Raw genomic sequence first — 24,340 nt, 5'->3', positions numbered from 1 at the left:
CTAGACTCCGTTGGGTTGGAGCCGTCGCGACGGCTGGTTAAGTCAGCCGACAAGCAACCTTACTCTAGGTTGAGATCTCGTGGATTCGATTTTTTAGGTCATGAAAGCTGTCAGAACTGGCGATCTAAGCCGTTGACGGCTATTGCTACCTCGGGGGTGGCTAGCCGCTGCGTGCTTCCGCTCGGGCAAAGGGCCGGTTTGTGGCCTCGTCGGCGGTTTACCGATTGTAGTCATTACGAAAGCATCGGCCTTCCACTGAGCCACGGTATGTGCTCCTATTGCAACCTGGAGTAATTTTGCATTTAATGGGGGCTCGATTGACGAAGTTGAAAATCCCGGCTGCGCGGGTCCGACAGGGTGCGCTGGTTCTGTACACGACGGCTCTGAAGGTAAGCGACCTGATCGCAAAAGATTTTTACAGCGTGGACACACTGGACCCGGAGGACACGGAGACCGGATATCAGCGTCTGTTAAATACAGCGCGGGCCAAGAAGCTCGCCGACTACATCGTAAGTGGACAAGGCAGCAAAGATGCATTTCTGCCAACATCCGTCTTCCTGGCCACTGATAAATCGATCGAGTTCAACACTGAAGATAACTCCATAACGTTTGACATCTCCTCAGTGGGCCCCTTCAGCGTTGTGGACGGTCAGCATCGACTTGAGGGGCTCAAGTTAGCGGCACAAAAAGATAGCCGTGTTCTGGAGTTTGAGGTTCCCGTAAATATCGCGGTGAACCTGCCGAAGATCGCCCAGATGTGCCACTTCTTGATCGTGAACACGACTCAGAAAAGCGTAGACAAGTCGGTCGAGCAGCGGATCATTGCTCGACTAAGCGATGCGCTCGATGTTGAAGACCTGCCGAGCTTGCCGAGGTGGATACTCAAAACCGTCGAACGAGGCGAGGTCGAGAAGGCCATTCGGTTTGTTGACTACCTGAATGAAGCGGATGGATCGCCCTGGAAGAGCAAAATCCTAATGGCGAATGCAGACATGGATGGAGCAACAATCAACCAGCGTTCATTCGTTAAAGCTATCGTGAAGTATGTTCTCACGGCTAACAACCCTTTGGCGAGCTTCAATGACTTCGACAAGGAAAAGAAGATATTTCTGAATTACTGGAAAGCCATCGCTGCTCAACTGGACGATGGCAACTCATCAGTTCTTTACAAGTACAATGGGGTCGAGCTCTTCTGTAAATTCTCAATACCTTTCTTTACTAAGCTCCTTGACCGCAAGAGTTTCACCGTTTCCACCATGGAGGAGCTATTGGCCTCCTGTTTCAACAATGTCGAAGGCGATTATGCCGGAGTTGGCCATCCTGATTGGTGGGCAAAAGGGAGCAAGGCAAGTTTTCTGAATGCCGGAGCGATTAACGTGGTTTCTCAGGAGATGTCCAAGGCCCTTCACAAGGTGTCCCTTTCATCCGCTATTGAGCTATGAACATCGAGCATTTGATCCCATCCCCAATGAACAAAGAACGATTTAGTAGAAGCAGAGAACGCTTTGTGCCACGGAAGGCTGGTTGCTACGTGCTGACCACGTTCGCGGGCATTGTCCTTTATGTCGGTTTGACCGATGACCTGCGTCGTCGGTTCGGAGAGCATTTAGACAACCCTCAGAAGACAACCACTACCGAACTGGGTGTCGCGTTTCTGTTTCATTGGCTTGAGACGACGGAAACAAACAAAATCGAACGCACTTGGCTCAACATCCACCTCCTTCAAGAGGGATGCTTGCCGATACTCAATGGAGTTTACTCACCCACTTCGACATGAACTTTGTTTTCGGGCATCAGACCTCTTTGTGAGCCAGTATCTTTCTGAGGTGAGCTTCAAGCTTTTGCAGTGCGGCGCGCTTCTCAGGTAGATAGTCATATCTATCGTAAATTTCGTCTAGGTCGGTTTTGCCTCCGCCGGTTACGTGGTTGAGCATGATCTCCGCAATCTCGCGCGAGATCCCCAACCGCGCGAGCGTCGAACGAAACGTCCGACGCAGAATCCCGCTGTCGCGCGGCGATCAGGATGGAAGGCAGCGTCATTCAAGGTGAGAGAGTTTCGCTGGGCTCGTGACGTAGGGAGGGCGTAGCCCGACCGGAGTTACGAGCCCAGCGTCGGCGCGATCCCGAGGAGGACCGCGCCGACTGGTGATCGCGGCCGGCGGGGTTATGCAAGTGGTTCTTCCGCCAAGAGGAATCACTCGCTTGCCCGGCCGACACATCACAGATCACCAGATGAGGCTCTACATGAAGTACCGTCAGACCGATAGCCCGCCAGTGGCGGCGGCCAAGGCGTCATTCAGTGCGTCGACCGCCTATCGGATCGAGAGAGATCCCCGATTTCCATCGCAAAGGAAGGCGCCCCGCGGCCGGCGACGACCGGACCCGTTGAGCGACGTGTTCGAGACCGAGATCGTCCCGATCCTGAAGGCGGCCCCTGGCTTACGCCCGGTGGCGGTGTTCGAGGAGATGCTACGGCGTCATCCGGATCTCGGCAGCGGTATCCGTCGTACCCTGGAACGTCGGATCCGTGCATGGCGGGCGGTCCACGGCGAGGAGCAGGAGGTGATCTTCCGCCAAACCCACGAGCCTGGCCAGCTCGGCCTCTCCGACTTCACCGACATGGGCGAGTTGGGTGTGACGATCGCGGGTGCTCCGTTGGATCATCGTCTCTATCACTTCCGTTTGGCCTATTGCGGGTTCGAGCACGCCCACGTCGTGCTTGGCGGCGAGAGCTTCGTTGCCCTGGCCGAAGGCCTGCAGAATGCCCTCTGGTCGCTGGGTGGGGCGCCGCGGGAGCATCGGACCGACAGTCTGTCGGCCGCATTCTGCAATCTCGATCGTGATGCACGGGACGATCTGACGCAGCGATACGAGGCCCTTTGTGCCCACTACGGCATGCGGCCTTCCCGCAACAATCGAGGCGTTGCTCACGAGAATGGTTCGATCGAAGGCCCCCACGGTCATCTCAAGCGAGCAATCGCGGACGCCTTGCTGCTGCGCGGAACTGTCGACTTCGACGATCTTGCCACCTATCGCGGCTTCATCGACGAGATCGTCAGCCGCCGCAATGCCCGCAAGGCCAAGCGGATCGATAGCGAGCGCATGGAGTTGCAGGAGCTGCCCGATCGCCGCACCTCGGACTACGAAGAGGTGATCGTCCGCGTGACATCGTCCGGCGGCTTCACCCTGCGCAAGGTGTTCTACACGGTGCCATCGCGCCTGATCGGTCACCGGCTGCGGGTGCGCCTTTACGACGATCGTCTCGACGTGTTCGTCGGCGGCACCCATCTCGTCACCCTGCCGCGTGGGCGGCCGCATCCCAATGGCAAGTACGACCAGGTCGTCGATTATCGGCACGTGATCCATTCCCTGCGGCGCAAGCCGATGGCGCTTCTCAATCTGGTCTACCGAGATCGGCTGTTCCCGCGCGATGCCTATCGGAAGACCTTCGATCGCTTGCGCGAACGCTTGCCGGACAAAAAAGCCTGCCGGATCATGGTCGATCTTCTCGCGCTCTCTCATGAGCGCGGCTGCGAGGCCGAACTCGCCGATCAGCTCACCGCCGACCTCGACGCCGGCCGACTGCCCGACCTCAACCGGCTACGTGCTCACTTCGCCCCCGATCCCGCCAACCTGCCGAACGTCGTGGTGCAGCTCGTGCCGCTTGCGACCTACGAATGCCTCATCGGTACCGCCGAGACCGGAGGTGCCGCATGACCGTAACGAACACGGTTGATGCCGCGCGCCTCAATCTGTTGCTCAATGAGCTCCGGCTGCCTGCCATCAAGGTGCTGTGGGCGCAATTTGCCGAACAGTCCGACAAGGAAGGCTGGCCGGCCGGCCGCTTCCTCGCGACCATCGCCGAGCACGAGATCGCCGAACGCGGCCGCCGTCGGATCGAACGACACCTTGTCGAAGCACGTTTGCCCGCCGGAAAGACCTTCGACAGCTTCGACTTCGAAGCCGTGCCGATGATCTCGAAGGCGCAGGTGATGGCGCTCGCCGCCGGTGACAGCTGGCTGGGCAAGGGCGCCAATTTGCTGTTGTTCGGGCCGCCCGGCGGCGGAAAGAGCCACTTGGCGGCAGCGATCGGCCTGGCCCTCATCGAGAACGGATGGCGCGTCCTCTTCACCAGGACCACCGATCTCGTGCAGAAGCTCCAGCTGGCGCGACGCGAGCTTAACCTCGAGGCGGCCATCAATCGTCTCGATCGCTTCGATCTCCTGATTCTTGATGATCTCGCTTACGTTACCAAGGATCAGGCCGAGACCAGCGTGCTGTTCGAGCTCATCAGCGCACGCTATGAGCGCCGCGCGATGCTGATCACCGCCAATCAGCCATTCGGCGAATGGAACAGGGTCTTCCCGGACCCCGCCATGACCCTGGCCGCTATCGATCGCCTCGTTCACCACGCCACCATCGTCGAGATGAACGTCGAGAGCTATCGCAGACGGACCGCCCTCGAACGAAAACGCGGTCCCGGACGGCCGCCATCGCACGCGACACCCAAAACCGTCGCTGATTGACGCTGCGCGACAATCAGAGTTCAACAAAACTCTTGCGCGCGACAATCATCGCGGCAATCATCATCAGGCCGCGACACTACCTCGCTATCCTGATTGCCGCGCACTTCCTACCCAGATTGCCGCGCTACAATCCCGCACTTGCCATCCGCTCACGCCCGATTGCTTGTCGAGCTCCTTTTTCAGCTTTCCCCACGAGCCATCGTTGAAGTGCGTACCCTTGATATGGCCGGGGAAGTAGTAGTCGGTATTCTTGTCTCGCCAGTTGTCGCCGATCTTTTCTTGCCGATCCAGGATTGCGCGCGCCATTGGGAGGATCGGAATGGCGTGCGCGCGTCCATTCTTAGTAAACTCACCTGGGATCGTGATTACGCGGCCTTCTCGCCAGGCTCGTTGCAGCCGGCCTATCTCTCCGTTGCGGCATCCCCACAGGAAGATGAGGCGGATCATGTCGCCGAAGAAACCATCGCATGCCTGCCAGATTTTTCTGACTTCGTCGTCGCTCAGGATACGGCTGCGTTTTTTGTCTTTCCCTGGAGCCGGATAGCCTTCAAGTGGACTCCGCTTGATGTAGCGATGGGGAGGCTTCGTGCACCATCGGAGCATCGTCCGGAGTGCGCGGAAGGCGTGAAGCTGCTCGCTGGGCACGTCGGCGAGCTTGCCAAGTTCACGCTCAATGGTCGCATCGTCGAGATCAGCGAGCGTGCATCTAAAATCCAAGCGGCTAAGGAGACGAAGCGTCTCAGACTTCGTACGCTCGGCTTTGCCTTTGTAGTTTTCCTCAATGAAGACGAGCTTCGCTTGCTCGAACTCAATGCTGATTTCTTCCTCTCCGACCGGCGTGCCAAGAGCCACGAAGGCGCGGCGGCGTGCTTCTGCCAGCTTCAGATCGGGATAGTGACCCAGCCGGATTTTGGTCCGGTTGGGCTCTTTGAGGACGATCCAGGTCTTTCGACGCTTGCCGACGCGCAAGCCAAAAGCCGGCGTCTTCCGGTCCATGTATAGGCCGGGCTTCAGTGACTGAACGGTGAGATCTGTGAGTCCAAGAATTGGCACGATTTGGCACGCCTTTCACGTGGATTGAGGCGGATAACCATGCCGAAGTATACGAGGGTCGAGTCGCAGAAACCACTGCATTACAAGGGGTTTACGGGCACTATGTAGAACGGTGGAGAGGCTTCACAAAAGATTGGGAAGCTGCCGTTCTACCACTGAACTACGCCCGGACCAGGCTGCTGTTTTGGCCTCGTAGGCGCCGCTAGCGTTTATGCTCTTACCCAAACCGATTACCCACGTCCATTCTCAAGTCGATAGTCAATCGAACAGGACTCCTGTAACGCGTTAGCTGGTGCCATGGCCTACAACCCACTCTTGGCTACCGCGCTACTTCGTCCTAAACAGGCGGATGGCGTACGTCGCCACGGCTACCAAATCCCCATCCGGAGCAACAGCGATGATTGAGCCTCCCTCGGGAGACGATTTGGTTAGACCGGTGACAATCAGCCCTCCCGCGACATCTCCCTTCTCCCACAGCAAGCCCTCCTCGGTGGGCTGCACTTAACACTCGTTAAGGTTGCCCGTGAGACTTTACGCAACCCAAGTACGGTTGCCATTTTTAAGAGATCGCCGGAGCCAATCCCAACGGGGCGACTGGTCGTGCTTGAAAAAAGACGGTGAACAGTACGGTATTGTCGGCAATCGGAGCCGCGGAATGCCGAAGACTGACCATCGGTCGACCGGATCCATAATGACAGAAATAGTCCCACGAGGCATTCTACGAGATGGTGACCTCGAGATCGCGTCCGTGGCCTTCGTAGAACAGGAGAATGCCCGCCACATCGTGACCGTCAGCGCAAGCGACATCGCCAGGAGCACCGCGATGAGGTCGCCAAGGAATGTCGCCAGCCCCCAAAACGGCAGTTCAAAGACTCACAAGAGTGTTCGCGCTCACGGCGGAATGGAGGCAGCGGAGCCACTGTGGATCCAAACTCAACTGCCCGTCAAAGCGCCGGCTGCATGCGATGCCGCCGTCGCGGAGAGCAAGGACTCCTGGTTTAGCGAAACGCCCGATCCAGATAAGCGTCCAGACGCGCTTGAGTAACAGCATCAAGCGCGCTCTGCTCGTTCGCTGATCGCACATTGGATCTTTGAAGGGCGGACCTTGCTGCCAATCCAGGAGCCACGATCGCAGCCGCAGCTGTCTGCCGTGGAGCCATTCGTTTCGTCGTGTCGAGCGACAGACCAATGATCAGCGCGTGCTTATCCACCCTCGATCCGGAGACGCCGAGGCTTGCTGCGCTCGCCAATCCCCACCGGTTTCCCGACGGTGCTACGATAACATGCGGAGAGGCTGACCCTGTAATGGTCGTGGTGAAAGTCAATGTGTCTGCAAAAACCGTCGCGCTCGTTTTGTCAGGCGACAAATTCTTGATCTCGTTGACGTCAAAGAACGTCGAAAGCAGTTCGTCGATTCCGATCTTTCCTGCGATCGGGTAAGTGTAGTTGGATGATTTGTAGTCGTAGCTCGGCCCGCACTCCAGCTGGCCATTCTCCAAAAGATCTTCGGCTGTCTCACTGACAACGAAATGCCTGAGGTTCTCGCGCCTGAAATCGCCGCTTGCCGACAAGCCGAGTCCCGCAGCCCCATTGGTGAACAACTTGACGGGGTCGGCGCCGCCGAAGGCGCCGTTGTCCTCAGTAATGTCGAAGGAAAAATCATAGGCTATGCCAGTCCGGATGTATCGATCGTAAATGACCTGCTCGATTCCGTTTAAACGAGTCCTGAGGTTCGAAGGCCACTGTCTTCCACGGAGAGCGCTGAGCTCATCAATCAAAGGGTTGGCCTGATTCTCCTTCCGGAAGAGAGCGATCGCCTTGTCCTGGATTGCCAGTCGGCTTTCGCAACGAATGTATTGCACAAGCTCGGATGTGCGCACCCCAGTAACATCCTGCTGGACCGGATGGAGCGAACAGCCCGCAAGAAAGACCGTTGTAATGCCTGCCAACGCTGGCTGCCATCGCGTTTCATCCCATGCTTGGCTGAAGAATTTCGCGCGAATGTTCGGGTTCTTAGGCCGCCTATGCAGCATGACTACTCTCAAGAAATTTGGTGAAACAAAGCATGAATACAGAGCAAGCGACGAATGCCACTCCCGCCGGACCGCGGGCCGGAGGAAATGTCTATGATAGCGTTTAAGTCGCCGGCCACCTTACGGCAGCCCTTCACAGTATTAAACGCGTTACGGATTTGTGCGCTACAAATTCTCAGCTTGTGGCTCAATCATCACATCCGCGAGGAAAGCTTGAGTACGTGAGGCAGACGGCGAGTCACAGAAGCCCGTTCTTGATCCTGATGAGCATCCTCACTGAATTGACTGAGATTCTTCAGCCATGCCGTCGGCAGGGCGCGCAACACAGCAGGCTCCCAAACTTCGTAACCCCACAGCTTAGAGCAGCAACGTCGCCTGTTTTTTGCGTTTCTACCCCGAGTCACGCTGAACAAGAGCCTGAGGGCGGCGTTTCAAGCCGCAAGACGTCGCTCTCGAGGGTCCACTCGATCCCAGCTTAGTCGCGGGCCATCTCGCATCCTGTGCTGGCAACAGCGCAATCTTCCTACTGGGAACGACGCGTTTCGTACTGATCGTTTGCGATCACGCTTGGCCATCCGCCTCAACGGGAGTCATACGTCAGCCATCGATTGCGCGGCGATCAGCAAGTCACGGCCATTCGGAGGAAAACTCTGCGATTGCTGCGTAGAAGACATCGACAAACCTAGAACACTCCTGTAGGGAAGTGCACAATATTACATGCGCTACCTAGGAGCGTGACGGTAATTCAATTTTTTTCAAGCCGCCCTGATGCTTGGGATGTGTTCAATGTGAGCTGGCGCGAATGCCTGGTACGCGAGCTTTTTTTACCAGCTTGCCAGCAACCTCCATAAAGTGTGAGGAGATCACGCGATGACTGTGCGCGAGCAGCTGTTTACTTTGTTGCGCAACCTTCGATGGATCATTGTCCTGTCGGTAGCTATCTCAGCATTGCTCTACCTGCCAGATCAGATTCAGGAGCTCTACCGGATAGCCGCCGACGACCTTGGCTGGGTGACGTTCAAGGAGTTTGCGGCCTTGGGCGTAATTGCGACGGCGATTTGGGCAAGCGCGTTTCAGCTCACAACTGCATCCCTGCCGCAAATCCCCAAGCCTTCGGGGCGCATGGCTTTCTATATAAGACTTGCTCCCGTCCTGCTTGGGGCTCTGCCGATCATCGCGGCCATAGCAGGCCAATTCGCCTCGCGGCCGGCGCAAAAGATTGGCGAGGTCGAGGAAGTCGGAAGTATCTTCCGCATTCAGGACCAGGCGCTTGCGTTTGAGCGGAACATGCTGCTCATCCTCGCAATTGCCATGCTGATCATGCTCGTCTGTTTCGTGGCATTTACTTGGCGAATAGGATCACGAGATCGCTCGATTGATCTCGCGAGCCGCGCCAACAACGCTTACTTCATCCGTTACAGGTTTCTCGCGCTCTCGATCGGCGGCATCGTGCTGTTGACAGCAGCATTCCTTATGCTGCCTGATAGGCTTGCACAATTTGTCGGATCGTTTGGCGTGATCGCCCTCTTTGCGGTTTGCGTCCTTGGTCTCACGGTCCATTTTGCTCTCCTGACCATCAGATTTGCGTTTCCGTTTATTCCGGTTGTGTTCGGTGGGTTGTTTCTGCTTGCCTCCTTGTTGGGAGGTGACGACCACGAACTGCGTAACGTCTCTGAAGCAAACAGCTCGCCGGAAAAGGCGCGCACGTCCGCAGCCGCCGCATTCCGCGAGTGGCTTTTACAAAAACCGCGGGTAGAGGAAGCCAAGAGGCTGGGCGAATATCCCGTCTTCATTGTGGCGGCTCAAGGCGGAGGAATCTATGCCGCCAATAATGCGGCGCGGTTTCTTGCGCGGATGCAGGATCTCTGTCCGGCATTTCGCCAACATCTGTTTGCGATAAGCGGTGTGTCCGGGGGCAGCGTCGGCTCGGCAATCTTCGCCGCTGCGCTCCACGCCGAAAATGCGTCCCTTGATCCGAATGCCGTCGACGCAAAAACATGCCCCAAAATCGCGGATTTCCTGGCAGGGGTTGGACGGGTCCAAGATCTTGATGCTCCTGGGCCGGTCGAGCAGCGGGTTGCAAGCATCTTGGCAACAGATTTTCTGTCGCCTTTGGTTGCTGGCTTTCTCTTTACTGACTTCACTCAGATGTTTTCACCGTTCGCGATCCCGGCCTTCGATCGCGCGCGCTTCCTCGAATACACGTTGGAGAACGCCGGTGACAGAGTCCTCCGCAGCAACAAGGGCAGCGGCAATCAATTCAATTTGCTAAGGGCTGACTTCCAGTCCCATTGGACGCCCGACAACAACATGCCGGCCCTGTTGTTCAACACGACGGATGCCGGCAGCGGCAAACGGGCCGTCATCGCTCCATTTGATTTCGATCCGCTGCACCCCAAAGACACAGACCTGTGTGTTCTTGCAGCGCTTGAACGTGCGGGCACTGGGACGGACCAAACGGTCAAGAGCCACTCGCTGCGTATTCCGCTCAGCACGGCCGCTTTCACGAGCGCGCGTTTTCCGTGGGTGACGCCAGCGGCGACCGTCTCAGTCAAAAATGACTGCATAACCTCTCATCCGCAGGCGCGCCTGGTGGACGGCGGATATGTGGAGAACTCTGGGATTGAGACAGCGCTCGACTTGATTGAGAAGCTTAACGCCATCAAGGGCACCTCCGATGCGCCGAAATTCAGGATTTACCTGCTGTCCCTCGTCAGCGGGCAGTTCGGTGATCATGGTTCATTTATGTTCGGTGAGCTCATGGAGCCGGTACGCGCGCTTCTAAGCACACGAACCTCCCGAACCTATGTGGCCCTCAATCATGCAACCAGCATCGACCGTCGCCCCGACGCCGAAGTGACGCCAAGTGTTCAGCGCTTTCCAACATTCGGCCGGACGGACATAACAGGATTGTTTTATAGCCTTCCGCTCGGCTGGACACTGTCCCAGAAGACCGAGGATATCATCTCATTGAGCAGCGGCCGCTTTTGGGACTGCGTGCCGAAGGACGACTTCGATCAGTCCCGCGAAAGGCAGAGCAATGCGGATTGCCTGCAGGTGAAGTTGTTCCATCTTCTGAATGGATCCGTCGCGACCGCATTTGAAACGCTGAAGGATGCTAAACTTGCACGCGCTGCCTACGCCGACGAGCTAGCGAAGGAATATCAACCAACTCCAAAGATCAAGCCGCAGCCATTACTTGCTTGTTATGAGAGCAATTGGTTGCAACAGCGCGGTTATGAGGAATATCAGGAAAAAGTCGCCGCCTACGAGCACCAGCTGAGTCAATCGCGCAAAGATCATTCGCCGGCCCCTCCACCCGTTCCGCCATATCGCAAGAGCTATATGGCCTACTATCAGGCCGAGCAGGTCAAAGCCTTGTTGCAGGAATGGGATCGCGTCGAGGAAACGGATCCCCGTATCCTTGCCTATATTCTAGGATCCGTCTCTTACGACAGCGCCGATTTTACTCGCAGCAGCGAGAACTTTTCTTACAGCGCGGTTTCTCAACTCCCACAGAAATGGCGCGATCGCATTGACAAGAACAATTCGAGGCTCCTGGCCGCAAACAAGCCCGCGGTGGACGTGAACTCTTTGCTTAATCATCCCAAGGAACTGGCCAATTTCGTGCTCGCTTACGATGACAACGACTTTGGCAACCAGCCCGGCACGGACGACGGCTGGCTGTTTCGCCCGAGAGGAATGTATCAATTGGTCGGCCGTGAGCAGTATCAGGAAGCGCAGGATCAGATGGTGCAGCTACGCGAGCTGCAAGGACTTGATCTGCTAACGCTACCCGACGCGCTATTTGATGCGAAGATCTCGGCTAAGGTTACCTTCGCTCACTTCCGACTGCACCGGTACAAGGACGGCCGGTTATCTCCGCCGGACAACCGCCGAACGCTATTCGAATTGCTCAAGGATCGTGCGAACGACTGGACAACGGTGCGCGCGTTGCAAACCGATATGACGCATCCAGCCGATCACGCGCGGGTCAATGCACGCAGTGAGATGTTCCTCGGCTGTATCGAGGAGGCGTTGCATCCGACGAAACTCAAGACCTTGCAAAGCCAATTCTACGGTGAGGAATGAAGGGTTTGATCCGGTCGCCCGCATTGCCATGGCGAGGCGCGTAGCGGCGAGATGTAGTTGTTCGACAGCTGATGTTTAACTTTTTGCTCTTGCAGGGGGATTTTCCAATGATCGCGAGGGGTCAAATCAACGGATCTCTGTTTCCGCGACGGCTCGCAAGCTTGTTAGCGGCGGGGTTGATGTTCGTCGCAGCTTTGGAGGTAGGAACGGCTCCGGCGCAAGCGGCGTCCAGGCCGCTTGCGCCCAATGACGTATCTATTCTCTTTCCTCCGCCGAAGTCGGCGGCCGACCTCGCCAATCTGATCGCCGTGTCTGATCTTGCAGGCCCTTCGGGATCGCCGCAGCGGCTGTTTTCCGACGCGGATTTCGCGCATTTTATCGCCAACGCCGAAAATCCGGAGCATCCGGGCGTGCCCGATTCGGGTGCACGGCGCATTCAGTTTCCCGATGCCGTGAAAAAGATTGGCGCCTGGTTTGTGGCCGGCATCCGGATCGATCCGGGCGCGCCGGGATTGTCGCCGGAGATCATCGCGCAGTTTGGCCGACAACCACAGATCCGGCTCATCATTCAGCCGGTGACCAATGGGCCGGACGGCCTCAGGGTTCATGACACTGCAGGCCACCTTATCTTCAGCTTCACTCTCGCCCCGGACCCGCCTCTGGACGGTTGTGCGCCGTTCCCGCGATCCAAACCGGACGACGAAGCATTCAAGGCGATCATTCGTGACGTCGCGACCTTGCGCGATCAGCTTGGGGCCGGACAGTTTGGCAATGTCAAAGTCTCGACTGCGGGTGATCTGAATGTGCACCCGGGTCTTGTAGGGGCATCGGCAAAGGCGTTCCGCGATGCGCTCAAGGCTTTGATTGAGAAGCACCTCTCGCCGCAGCGCCTCAACACCATGGCCGTGATGGGCATCGCCCCGCCCGAACCCTGGATTTTCGTGTCGATGTTAAGGGTCCCGCAAGCAGGCCTAATCCCAGTCCCCGGCCCGACGCTTGATGGCATGCACGTGGCACAGATGTTCAGCGCCGTCGGCGGAAAGCACGTGGTCCCCGAACCGGGCACGAACAATCAAAACCCGGTCACCTGTCGACACGCGGCATTGCAAAATCCGCCCTTGCCCCAAGCTAATCGTAAGGGTGTTTCGACCTCCGAGTTCATCGATGGTAACGCGCCCAACAGCCGCATCATCGAGATCGTCAATACCATTGCCGATACGAAGAAGAGCCACTTCTTCAATACCGATTGCGTGAGCTGTCACACCGAGACGGCACAGCCACTCGCCAGGAAAATTCCAAATTTCGTAGCGCTGGGCGTCAACCGCGCGGTGTGGCCGAAAGAAAACTGGAATGTTCGCAACTTCGGTTGGTTCCCATCCTTTTTGCGCGGCGGCCCGGCAGCGGCGACGATAACCAGGCGCGCGGCAGCCGAGACGTCCGACGTGGTCGCCTTCATCAATAGCCAATCGCTGAACAAGTAACAGACGCCGTCGCCGTTTCCGGTAGCCTGCCGGGCCGGCTGGACGGACGAAAAAGATGGATGGAGTCCTTGCTATGGGCAGACCTTCTTTTGGCTCTCGTCTTTATTCCTGGTGGATGCGCTGGCCTCATATCACCAGCCTGTTATTAGCAACCGTCGTTGTCGTGATCGTGGCGGCCGGCCTGGTGTATTTCGCCCCGGAGAAGGTTCGCGACGCAACCCTTAAGATCAAGAACGATGCCAATCTCGTCGCTCAATTACTGCCTGCGACCCTGCCCGAGCCATCAAAAATAGAAAGCGCTTATTGGCTCCCGCAAAATTGGAGCGCCCGCCAGCGTTACTGGTTTCACCACACATCGCAGGGGACAGCGACCATCCCTGTCCCTTATCAGTGGTTTTTGGCCCTGGAACGCCCGGAGCTGTCCTTCTCTTACACGAGCTTAACGGACGAGAACTACCTGCGCCGCCTCGGCTTCATTCCCAGTCCTGGCTCAAAGGACTTCGCCGGTATTGCGCCCGCATACGGTTATCAGGACGATGCGCCGAATGGGGATATAGCCAACCCCGGTTGGACTCCAAGCGCGCCCGCCAACCCAAATGCTTTGCCGGTCGGCTTTGCCATACTCAAGGGCGGTGTCGATCCGGCGACTGGCGTCCCGTATGAAGATCAGATCGGGCTAACCTGCGCCGCCTGTCATACGGGTCATCTCGAATACAAGAATGTCAGCATACGGTTCGACGGCGGGCCGGCGATGGTCAATCTTGGCGAGGTTGAAAGAGCCGTCGGGCTGTCTATCGGCTACACGCTGATCTTGCCATGGCGTTTCGAGCGTTTCGCCAGCAAGCTGGAGCAGATCAAAGGGCAGAGCGTCGATCGAAATAAGCTTCGAAGCGATCTTGAGCTAGCACTCCAAAAGATCAAGAACCAAAAGGCAGAGACCGACAGACTTTTGATGGGACAGGGAGTAGCGGATCTCGATGAAGGGTTCGGTCGACTTGATGCGCTGAATCGGATCGGGAACCAGGTTTTCTATAGCAATCTACTCGATCCCTTGACCGGCGAACTGTCCGAGCCACTCCTCAAGGGCAACTTCGCGCGCCACGATGCCCCCGTGAGCTTTCCACCGATCTGGGACACGCCGTATTTCCTTTGGGCACAGTATGACGCATCTGTTCTCAACGAACTCGTTCGAAATGCAGGCGAAGCGCTCGGTGTCAGCGCAAAAATTAATATGACCGCTGTCGCGCCCGGAAGGCCGCTTTTTGCCTCATCCATACATCTCTCCGACATCGCGCGGTTCGAAGAGCTTCTACGCGGCACCGATCCCTTTTCGTCTGAAGATGCAGGAGGCAGAAAATTCACCGGGCTCGTAGCCCCCCGATGGAAGGACGCGCAGGAGAAATTCCGCAGTGACCCGGCCTGGGCGATCGATGAAAAGCTCGTTGAACAGGGTCGCGATCTTTATCGTGCTCACTGCTTTGAATGCCACCGAGGCCCGGTGAACGATGCTGCCTTCGATAAAAAGTGGCCGGAAGACTCGTTCTGGCGCGCAGAGAACCCCGATCGCTCAGCCAAGAGCGAGAAGAATTGGGTAGAGATCGGGGGACGACATTATTTTAATGTCGTCCAGATGCCGGTCTCGGCGATCGGCACCGACCGCCAACAATCTAACGTCCTCACGACGCGGCGCGTTCACCTACCCGAGTCACTCGGATTAAATCCTGCAGATGACCTTAACAAAGCCGGAGGTTGTGGCCTTCTGGCAGATAAAGGCGTAGATCCTCTGTTTGTACTCGCGCTCATGGACGTGGTCAGCAAAACGATCGATCAATGGATCATTGCGAACGACACTTCTGAAGAGACCAAGCGGCAAATGTGGGGGCCTCGGAAGAACTGCCAAAACCAGCGGGTCTATGTCGGGGCGCGTGCGAGCCACAACGGCAAGGACGAGACAGTACTCGCCCTTGAGCCTCAGTACCGGGCCCGCCCATTGGATGGTGTTTGGGCAACGGCTCCTTATCTTCACAATGGGTCCGTTCCGACACTGAGAGACATGTTGGTGCCGCAAGCCGAACGGCCGAGGTCGTTTTGCGTCGGCAGTCGTGCGTTCGACCCGGTCAAGGTCGGGCTTGTTACAAAAGCAAAGGCGATCGAGAGCTGTGCGGCCGGCCTTACGAACTTTGATGTGTCGCTGCTTGGCAACAGCAATCGCGGACATTCGTTCGAGGGCAAGGAAACCGACTTAACGAAGCTGGCGCCTGGCGTCATCGGACCAGAATTGACCGAAGCCGAGCGCCGAGCGCTTGTTGAGTATCTCAAGACTTTATGAGCGATGGGTTACCCGTCGGCCTGTGTGTCGGCGCCGCCACCTCGAGCTTCCGCCGACGTCGCGCGCGCCTCGTCAGCGCGCGTGCCATTCGGGATGCGATCGAAACCTTCACCACTTGCACTCGTCCGCTAGTTGCGCTTGATTGCCCCTTTTGGGGCTCTTTTGATGACAGCAGCTATCAACCGCATAGGAAGCGGCAGAATCGGTGCACCGACCTTTCCGCTTGAGGTCTGCGTACAGTGAGCGACTTTCTTGCTTGGCTTGAACCGGTCGCTCTGGGCGCCTTAGGAGCGGCCATTGGCTGGATCACTGCGGAGTTTGTCGGCAAACCTGTTCGCGCGTTCTTCGATCTAAAGAAGGAATCCATAGAGACCCTCATACATTTCGGCAATGTAAGCGCAGTACCTGTTGAGCTACGCTCAAATATGTTCAGGCCACGAGACCCACAGGTCGAGGCGATAAAAAAAGACTGGCCGATGCCGGGGAGGCTTTTAGAAAGTGCGGCAGCAGATTACAGGCATTCGCACAGACCGAAACTTTAGCGGTCATCGCGTTGGGTGCGATAGGATACAAGCCACGTGGGGCCGGGCGGGGGTTCATTGGGTTATCTGCCTCAATTGGCGATGAGGGGGCGACCCTGCACGGAAATCGGGTATTGATCGAACACGCATTGAGAATGGATCATTAGCGCTTGCGACACGGCCATCGTTGCGACTTCGTTGTATTAAGTAGCGCATCCCCAGTGAACTCGGGCGCTCGCAATCACAATGGCAATGGCCGTTATTGATTGTGTGGCCCGACTGCGAGACTTTTGACCAGCCCTGGGGATCTCCCTACGTTCTTTAGCGCATCCGAAGGACTTACTTTACACCTGCTCCAAAGGAGTAGAAGACGCCGGGAGGCAATAGGGCGATTCTTTAGGCGGCCACCATTATGTCAAGCCCAGTCAAGTCTAGCTTGCGCATGATTGTTCTTGGCCGAAGATGGTCTACAGTTGCCGAATTTTCTTTTTGGGGGCGCACAATATGGCGGAGAGGGCTGAAATCAAGGAACCAGCTGGCGGACTGAAAATCAATTGCACGGCTGCGGACAACGTCAACATCGCCTTCTATCAAAACGCTGTCCCAATAGTCCGCGAATTGGCAATCGAGAACGGCACGGGGCGCGATCTTTCAGAGCTCTCCGTACATCTCACAGCGGAGCCTCCGTTTCTGACACCCGCGGTGTCACAGATCCAATACGTTGCCGATCGCGCCAATCATCATATCCGCAGCCCAGACCTGAAGCTGGATCCTGCGTTCCTGGCCGGCGTAACCGCGTCCAGGCGAGCGCAGTTGCGCATTCGCGTAGAATCCGCGGGTGAAACGCTTATCGAGAGCGCAGTCGAGCTCAATCTGCTCCCTCCCTCGCACTGGGGCGGCGTCAACGCCGCGCCCGAGCTGCTGGCCGCTTTCGTTAGACCGACGGATCCCACCATCGATGTCATCCTTCGGGAAGCCTCGGGTAAGCTGGCAGCAGCAGGCCGTCATGATGCGATAGATGGCTATCACAAGAAGACCAAGGCGCGGGCCTGGGAGATAGCCGATGCCGTCTGGGCAGCTCTGGTTTCGCACTCAATCGCCTACGTCCTCCCCGCGAAAAGCTTTGAACGGTCGGGCCAGCAGATCCGAGGCCCCAGCGAAATCCTGTCTCGTAAGGTCGGAACCTGTCTGGATCTTACTCTCCTCTATGCGTCCTGCCTTGAGCAGGCAGGCCTCAATCCTGTGCTTGTCCTAACTGAAGGTCACGCTTTCGTTGGCGTGTGGCTCGTTGACGAAGACTTCTCAAGCCTTGTAATCGACGACGCGCAGATGCTGCGCAAGCGCGTGCAGCTCGATGAGATGGTCCTGGTGGAGACGACGATCCTCACGGGGTCAAATCCAGGCCGTTTCAAACAAGCTGTCGATGCCGGCGCCAAGTTGATCGCCGAGGAGGCAACGTCCGAGTTCGAGCTTGCCATCGACGTCAAGCGTGCACGAAGCGCTAAGATCCGGCCACTCGATCTAACGAGGTCCGGCGAGCCGACCATAACCCCTTCTGGCGCACCGTCTGTCCCGAATGAACTTGGCGAAATACCAAAATTTGAAGAGAATCTCGACAAACCACGGGAAGACGTTTCTGAACGGAGCCTGGATCGGCTAGAGGTTTGGAAACGCAATCTTCTAGACCTCACGCTGAGGAACCGCCTGCTGAACTTCAAGGACTCGAAATCCACCATCGGGATCGAGTGCCCTGATGCGGCGATATTGGAGGACAAGCTCTCAGGTGGAGACCGCTTCAAATTGCTCGGAAGAGCCAGCGTGCTCGATGGCAGCGATGGCCGCGATACTGCGCTGCTCGCGCAGCGGCTGCAGGACGACGCCCGCAAAAATTTCATCTCTGACGCCATGGTCCGCGGCGAACTCCACACCGCCGTTCCGGAGACCGAACTCGAAGGTCGGCTAACCGACCTCTACCGGGCCACCCGCCTCGCCTTCGAGGAGGGCGGAGCCAACATACTGTACCTCTGCCTCGGCTTCCTAAAGTGGACGCCCCAGGATGGCGCCGGGCCCTACCGTGCTCCGTTGATCCTTGTCCCGGTCCAGCTTGAGCGCAAGAGCGTGCGCTCCGGCTTCCGCCTCGCGCTGCACGAGGATGAGGCTCGGTTCAATCCGACCCTGCTGCAGATGCTGAAGCAGGATTTTGACCTCTCGATTCCCGAACTCGAAGGAGAATTGCCGGAAGACGCAACTGGGCTCGATGTTGCAGGTATTTGGAAGACCATCAGGCGTCATATCAAGAGTATCAAAGGCTGGGAGGTTACCGAGCAGGTCGTGCTCGCGACGCTGTCCTTCACGAAGTACCTGATGTGGAAGGATCTCGTCGACCGCACCGAAATCCTGAAGCGAAATACGGTGGTGCGGCATCTGATAGACACCCCCACCCACACCTATGACGGCTCGGGCGCCGCCTTTGTCGCAGAGCACACCATCGACCAAGTCATCGATCCGGCCGAACTCTTCACGCCGCTCTCGGCCGACTCCTCCCAAGTTGCTGCCGTGCTCGCCGCGCAGCGTGGAGGCGATTTCGTGCTCTTCGGCCCGCCGGGCACGGGCAAGAGCCAGACTATCGCGAATATGATCACGAACTGCCTCGCTCATCAAAAGACGGTTCTTTTCGTGTCGCAAAAGACTGCTGCGCTCGAAGTCGTAAGACAGCGAATGCAGGCGATCGGTCTCGGTAATTACTGTCTCGAGGTTCATTCGACCAAAGCCCAGAAGTCTAATGTGCTGGAGCAGCTGGCCACCGCCTGGCGCGAGCGCAATCTCGTCACCGAGGAACATTGGTCGGCAGCGGCTAGCGAGCTGAAGCGGCGACGCGACCAACTGAACAAGCTTGTTTCCGCGCTACACCGGCGCCGCGCCAATGGAATGACAGCATACGAGGCCTTCGGACGGGTCGTCGCCGATCGCGATCGGTTTCCAGACATCGGCCTGACATGGCCTATCGGTACGGTACATACCCCCGAAGATCTCGTTCGCATGCGCGAGATTTGCTCAGATATTCGCACCGCCCTCGAAGCCGTGGGTGATCCTGTCAATCATCCACTCAAAGGCATCGAGCAGACCAAATGGAGTCCTGCGTGGGTACAGTCGCTTCAGCAGCTGGTCGACCGTCTCCATCTCGCCCTCCAGGAAGTTAGGACGGCCGCCGACGATCTGGTGTTATCGATTGGGCTCGATGGCGCCGCTCGCAACGATGGTCTGTTGCCGCAACTGATCAAGCTCGTCTCGTTGCTGCTGCACACCGATGCTGCGGACGGATCGCTTTTGCTCTCGACCGACGCACCAGAACGCGTGAACGCGTTGCACGACCTTGCCGACGCCGTAGGCCGGCTAAACGAGAAAAACTCGCAGCTTTCCGTCCAATACGAGCTCAGGGCGGCGCTGCTGGATCTGCCATCGCTCGAGCGCGATTGGACGGATGCATGCGCGTCGAATGTTCTCGTGCGAAGCGGCCGGAAAAAGAAGGTCAGATTGGCTCTGAAGCCATATTGCCCGGACGAGGTGCCTAAGGACATCGGTCGAGACATTGTTGTGCTGCAAGAGCTCGCTGGCTTGCTGCGCGAAATCGAGAATACGAAACCTCGCTTCAGGGGCATGGAGCGCCTTTGGCGCGGGCCGCAGAGCGAGGTGTCTCGTTTCCAAGGGCTGATCGACTGGGCCACAAGCGTACGCGATGCGGTCGATGCATATCCTATCGATGGCATGCAGCCGCATCAGCTGCTCCTGCATATCCAAGATATGCTGCTTCGCAACAATCCTCGCTTCCGGCCGAGCGGACAGGTCCGCCATGCATTCGAGGCTATGTACAGGGCATTTCCGACTATGCACCGGACGGCCAAAGAGCTGGGTGCATGCATCGGCCTTGATGACCCGGAGGACATCGTCAAGATCGAATCTGGCTGGATCGAGGCCCTCCTCCAACGAACCGCGAATTGGAGATCAAACGTCATCAAGGCTCCGCAATGGGCGACTTGGCGTTGGGCTGCTCGATCGGCACGCGCAGCGGGACTTTCCCCTCTCGTCGATGCCGTCGAAAACGGAATCGTAGATGGGACGGCCCTCTCGAACGTCTTCGATTACTCTTATGCGCGCTGGATTGCCGAAGCTATCGTCAACGAGGACGAGGTTCTAAGTGGCTTTCTTGCGGAAAAGCACGAAGCCACCATTGAGGCGTTCATCGCGGCTGACAAGCGGGTTGGAGAACTCGCCAGAGACATCGTAAAGGCACGAATTGGGGCGGGGGTGCCAACTCAGACTAATTTCGGCAAGGATCCGGAATGGGGCACGCTCGCGCGCGAGATCAATAAGAAAGCTCGGCACATGCCGCTTCGGCAGCTGTTTGGCCGCCTCCCGACGGTGCTAACCCAGCTCGCCCCATGCGTTATGATGAGCCCGCTTTCTATTGCGCAGTACCTACCCGCAGACGCCAAACCCTTCGATGTCGTAATTTTCGACGAGGCCTCTCAGATCCCGGTATGGGACGCAATCGGAGCGATTGCGCGCGGCACTCAAGTTGTGATCGTCGGCGACCCGGAGCAGCTGCCCCCGACGAACGTCGGACAGCGTGGCGTCGATGACGAAGATGACGACGGTTCGACCATCCAGAGCCAACAGAGCATACTTGACGAATGCCTTGCCTCGAACATTCCGAGCATGCGGCTGTCTTGGCACTACCGCAGCCGCCACGAGAGTCTAATCGCTTTCTCCAACGTCAAATATTATCGGGGTGAGCTGACGACTTTCCCCTCGCCCGTGACGCGCGATACCGCGGTCCGCTATATTCACGTAGAGGGCGGCGTCTACGAGCGAGGCGGCGCCAAGATAAACCGCAAGGAGGCCGAAGCCGTGGTGGCCGAGGTCGTTCGGCGCATGAAAACGTCGTCCCATTCAATTGGCGTCGTCACATTTAATGGCGAACAGCAACGGCTGATCGAGAACTTGCTCGATCAAGCCCGCCGCTCTGACCCATCGCTGGAGCCGCACTTCGATCGCAACCAGTCCAGGGAACCGATCCTGGTCAAGAACATCGAGAACGTGCAGGGCGACGAACGGGACGTGATCGTATTCTCGGTGGCGGTCGGACCGGACAAGACTGGACGTGTCACAGCTCAGATCTCGTCGCTGAACAGCGAGGGCGGCCACCGCCGCCTCAACGTCGCGGTCACTCGTGCGCGGCGCGAGTTGTTGGTGTTCGCGACATTGCGGCCCGAGCAGATCGATCTCGGGCGGACCGGCGCCAAAGGTGTAGTCGACTTCAAACACTTCCTCGAGTTCGCTGAGAACGGCGCACGGGCTATCGCCGAGGCCTTCTCGTCAACCGGGCGCGACGCGGAATCGCCGTTTGAGGACGCTGTGATGCGGGCCCTCCAAGAGAAGGGTTGGGAGGTTCATCCTCAGGTGGGCGTCTCCTTCTTCCGGATCGATCTCGGCGTCGTTCATCCGGATTTCCCCGGGCGATATCTTGCCGGCGTCGAATGCGACGGCGCTGCCTACCACCGATCGGCCACCGCCCGCGACCGCGACCGTCTGCGCGAAATGGTGCTTACGGATCTTGGTTGGCGAATTCGGCGGATCTGGAGCACGGAATGGTGGATGGATTCATCTACTGCGACGGAAAAGATCCACGCAAGGCTGGTCGCCGATCTCGAAGCCGACCGTGCTTCTCGGCGAGCTCCCGCGATAAGTGAAGAACCAGCGCCTCCGCCGGAGAGAATCCCGTCCGTTAATGATACCGGCGAGCCGGCTGGCGCCGAAACGTCGGTCGCAGAGGCGGCCCCCGAATCTGAGCAAACCGAAGTCTCGCCGGAATTGGTAAACGACGACGGAGCGCCTGTCGGGGAAACGAAGGTCTACGCTCGAGGACCGATGACCGAGGTGCGGGAGCCCGATCGAGGGACGGCCACGTATGTCAAAGCCGATCCCGCAAATGTGGCGCCCCCTGATCGGGAGCGCTTCTACGAGGCGAGCTACCGCGGGACACTCCGTAGTATGGTCGATCATGTTGTCGATACCGAAGGCCCGATCTATTTCGACGTGATTGTAGATCGCATTGCGCGTGCACACGGTTTCATGCGCTCGGGTGAGACGGTCCAAAACATCGTCGCCTCATCCCTCGGACGAAATCGGTTTCCGATGTCCAAGGACGGCGAGCGGCAGATTGTTTGGCCTCAGGATGCCGCGGCGCAGGACAGGGCTCCTTACAGGGGCGCTGGGGGACGCGATCACAGTGACATTCCGCTTCCCGAATTGGCGGATCTCGCTGGGATGCTGCGGAGCGCTGGCCTCGAGGAAGATGAGGATATCATCCGCGGCATGCAGGAGCACTTCGGCTTAGGGCGGCTGGCAGCTTCGACCCGCGATCGTTTCGAAGCTGCTGTGGCGGCAGCTAGCTAACCCTACAGATTGGCTCAAGAGACTGTTCGTGCGCGAAAGGATCATCCAGCAGCTGCTACCTCAAAGCGCGCGCCGACCCGCGTCTGGCGCGGCCTTCCAGAGCCGCCGCGTCGGGCGGCTCCGCCCCGGGGTGCCCAGACAGCGGAGAGGACCTCGGTCCGGCCTCGTGCCCGAACTCATCCGCAGGGAGGCGAATGAGGCGGAGCCAAGGTTCCAGAATAGTGAACCTGGAACAAATTTCAGGTAAACTGTTGATTTTATTATTGTTACCATTTTGCCGAAATGGACACAAGGGACTTGCTACCATTTCGGCAGAATGGATACAAAAAGACCTTTGTTACCACTTCGCCAACATGGTAACAAAGACCCATGAAGCAGTTTTCAAACATCGACCAAGTCATGTTTTCCGACCTGGTTCAAAAGGCGACCGACGCCGACTTCGATGAGAATTTCCCGGAGAACGGGACCTTTCTCAAACAGAAGCGGGCCAATCGCGAATACTACTATTACAAGGCCTATGAGACCTCCGGCGGCCAGGGACCGACGAAGACGGCCCTCAAATACGTCGGGCCGGCCGACGATCCGGAGATCGCCAAGCGCGCCCAAGCGTTTCAGCGCACGAAGATCGGATATCGCGCGCGTCGAGAGCTGGCTGCGAAGTTGAGGCGGGCGGGCTACCCGGCTCCGCCTCATATGGAAGGTCTCGTTGTCAGCGAACTCGCGCGAGCGGGACTTTTTCGACTTCGCGCCACGCTTGTCGGTTCGATGGCTTATCAAACATACAGTGGCGTCCTCGGCGTCAGGCTTCGCGACGAACTCGTCACGACCGAGGATATGGATATCGCCAAGTTCTACGGTATCTCGATCTTTATCGATGAGAGCATGCCGGACATTGAAGACATCCTGAAAAAGGTCGATCCGACGTTCGCGCCCTCGTTCTCCCCCGACGAGACGAAGCTGTTCAGCGGTTTCGCGAACGCCACCGGGTTCAAAGTTGAATTCCTCACGCCGAACCGCGGCGACGAGGACTACTCCTCCAGGCTAACGAAGATGCCGTCGTTGGGGCCGTCGGTGGGCGCACAGGTATTACGGTTCTTGGACTACCTGATCCATGAGCCGATCCGCTCCGTCGTTCTGCACGATGCAGGCGTACCGGTCCTTGTACCGGCGCCGGAGCGGTACGCCATCCACAAGCTCATAGTCGCAACCAAGAGGAACGTCTTCTTTGCGGACAAGGCGAAGAAGGACATCAACCAAGCCGGTGCGCTCATTCAGGCGTTCGATACCGTTAAGCGCGGAAGTGACCTAGGCTTCGCATGGATGGAGGCATGGGAACGCGGAGCGAGATGGCGACGCCGCCTTGGCGTTGGCGCCCTACGTCTTTCCGATGACACTTTCGCCATGCTCTCGAAGGGTGTCGCCGAAGCGGCGAAACTCGACGGGAAGTCGGCGGACGAGTACGGCCTTACGGGTGGCAAGGACGGGCTTCTCGCGCGTCTCTCGATAGCGAAGGCGACAGCAGCGCCTGCGCCGTAACGGTACATTGGCTCGTCGCCGGGACATGGCAGCCCTGCAAGGCTCCCCCTCGCCTACGGCGACAATCGAAGAAATCTACCTCGACTTTGCCGGCCAGGGAAAAGCTAGACAAACATAGTTCCATCGCAGCCTTACGATCAGCCAGCGAGCTATCCGAAAGATTATCTCTGGTTGAAGCAATGACGTAAGCGCCGCCGCTTGCCGCAAGGTCTGTTATGGCTTGGCGGAGGGCGCCCTTCGGTGCCATTTCGCCCGGTAATCAGGGACGTCGCTCGCGAATCAACCGCGAAATGGCTCCTCTTACATGTTTTCT

General features: G+C 57.8%; 12 protein-coding genes. 10 read left to right on the top strand and 2 right to left on the bottom strand.

Features of this window, described 5'->3' with window-relative positions:
• The first annotated feature begins 317 nt into the window (after positions 1–317).
• From AC5V87_RS07280 to istB, 4 genes are all read left to right on the top strand, one after another.
• Positions 318–1,442, top strand: a complete 1,125-nt coding sequence (locus tag AC5V87_RS07280; protein WP_495370451.1) for a DGQHR domain-containing protein — start codon at positions 318–320, stop codon at positions 1,440–1,442.
• Positions 1,439–1,777 carry a GIY-YIG nuclease family protein gene (locus AC5V87_RS07275; protein WP_495370450.1) on the top strand — a complete coding sequence of 113 codons (339 nt, stop codon included), beginning with the start codon at positions 1,439–1,441 and terminating at the stop codon, positions 1,775–1,777. The genes AC5V87_RS07280 and AC5V87_RS07275 overlap by 4 nt, the downstream gene beginning before the upstream one ends.
• Before the next feature lie 425 nt (positions 1,778–2,202).
• Positions 2,203–3,717 carry an IS21 family transposase gene (gene istA / locus AC5V87_RS07270; RefSeq protein WP_495367624.1) on the top strand — a complete coding sequence of 505 codons (1,515 nt, stop codon included), beginning with the start codon at positions 2,203–2,205 and terminating at the stop codon, positions 3,715–3,717.
• Positions 3,714–4,526, top strand: coding sequence for an IS21-like element helper ATPase IstB (istB, locus tag AC5V87_RS07265; RefSeq protein ID WP_495367623.1), 813 nt, complete (start codon positions 3,714–3,716; stop codon positions 4,524–4,526). Before istA ends, istB begins: the two co-directional genes overlap by 4 nt.
• Positions 4,527–4,610: 84 nt before the next feature.
• Here the strand turns inward: istB and AC5V87_RS07260 are convergent, their stop codons facing one another.
• Positions 4,611–5,522: a site-specific integrase gene (locus tag AC5V87_RS07260; RefSeq protein WP_495370449.1), complete on the bottom strand. Its 912-nt coding sequence runs from the start codon at positions 5,520–5,522 to the stop codon at positions 4,611–4,613.
• 1,055 nt (positions 5,523–6,577) lie between these two features.
• On the bottom strand, positions 6,578–7,612 hold the full coding sequence (locus AC5V87_RS07255) for a hypothetical protein (RefSeq protein WP_495370448.1): 1,035 nt from the start codon (positions 7,610–7,612) through the stop codon (positions 6,578–6,580).
• An 870-nt stretch (positions 7,613–8,482) separates the two neighbouring features.
• On the opposite strand from AC5V87_RS07255, the gene AC5V87_RS07250 reads away from it, so the two are divergent.
• The 6 genes from AC5V87_RS07250 to AC5V87_RS07225 all read left to right on the top strand — a co-directional run bounded on the left by AC5V87_RS07250 (position 8,483) and on the right by AC5V87_RS07225 (position 24,027).
• Positions 8,483–11,704: a hypothetical protein gene (locus AC5V87_RS07250; RefSeq protein WP_495370447.1), complete on the top strand. Its 3,222-nt coding sequence runs from the start codon at positions 8,483–8,485 to the stop codon at positions 11,702–11,704.
• Positions 11,705–11,883: 179 nt separating this feature from the next.
• Positions 11,884–13,185: a hypothetical protein gene (locus tag AC5V87_RS07245; RefSeq protein ID WP_495370446.1), complete on the top strand. Its 1,302-nt coding sequence runs from the start codon at positions 11,884–11,886 to the stop codon at positions 13,183–13,185.
• Positions 13,186–13,240: 55 nt separating this feature from the next.
• A complete protein-coding gene (locus AC5V87_RS07240) occupies positions 13,241–15,514 on the top strand; it encodes a di-heme-cytochrome C peroxidase (protein WP_495370445.1) in 2,274 nt (757 codons plus the stop codon).
• Between the two features lie 239 nt (positions 15,515–15,753).
• Positions 15,754–16,056: a hypothetical protein gene (locus AC5V87_RS07235; protein ID WP_495370444.1), complete on the top strand. Its 303-nt coding sequence runs from the start codon at positions 15,754–15,756 to the stop codon at positions 16,054–16,056.
• A gap of 483 nt (positions 16,057–16,539) precedes the next feature.
• A complete protein-coding gene (gene proA, locus AC5V87_RS07230) occupies positions 16,540–22,491 on the top strand; it encodes an anti-phage protein ProA (protein WP_495370443.1) in 5,952 nt (1,983 codons plus the stop codon).
• Between the two features lie 369 nt (positions 22,492–22,860).
• Positions 22,861–24,027, top strand: coding sequence for a nucleotidyltransferase family protein (locus AC5V87_RS07225; RefSeq protein WP_495370442.1), 1,167 nt, complete (start codon positions 22,861–22,863; stop codon positions 24,025–24,027).
• Positions 24,028–24,340: the final 313 nt, after the last annotated feature.

The organism is Bradyrhizobium sp. SOJA106 (genome assembly GCF_059448745.1).
This window is presented reverse-complemented; position numbering and strand designations above follow the sequence as displayed.

Bases quoted from the DNA above. Each gene is read 5' to 3' on its own strand.
- AC5V87_RS07250 (WP_495370447.1), top strand. From the start codon at position 8,483: ATGACTGTGCGCGAGCAGCTGTTTACTTTGTTGCGCAACCTTCGATGG.
- AC5V87_RS07255 (WP_495370448.1), bottom strand. From the start codon at position 7,612: ATGCTGCATAGGCGGCCTAAGAACCCGAACATTCGCGCGAAATTCTTC.
- AC5V87_RS07260 (WP_495370449.1), bottom strand. From the start codon at position 5,522: ATGGACCGGAAGACGCCGGCTTTTGGCTTGCGCGTCGGCAAGCGTCGA.
- proA (WP_495370443.1), top strand. From the start codon at position 16,540: ATGGCGGAGAGGGCTGAAATCAAGGAACCAGCTGGCGGACTGAAAATC.
- AC5V87_RS07275 (WP_495370450.1), top strand. From the start codon at position 1,439: ATGAACATCGAGCATTTGATCCCATCCCCAATGAACAAAGAACGATTT.
- istB (WP_495367623.1), top strand. From the start codon at position 3,714: ATGACCGTAACGAACACGGTTGATGCCGCGCGCCTCAATCTGTTGCTC.
- AC5V87_RS07225 (WP_495370442.1), top strand. From the start codon at position 22,861: ATGAAGCAGTTTTCAAACATCGACCAAGTCATGTTTTCCGACCTGGTT.
- AC5V87_RS07245 (WP_495370446.1), top strand. From the start codon at position 11,884: ATGTTCGTCGCAGCTTTGGAGGTAGGAACGGCTCCGGCGCAAGCGGCG.
- AC5V87_RS07240 (WP_495370445.1), top strand. From the start codon at position 13,241: ATGGATGGAGTCCTTGCTATGGGCAGACCTTCTTTTGGCTCTCGTCTT.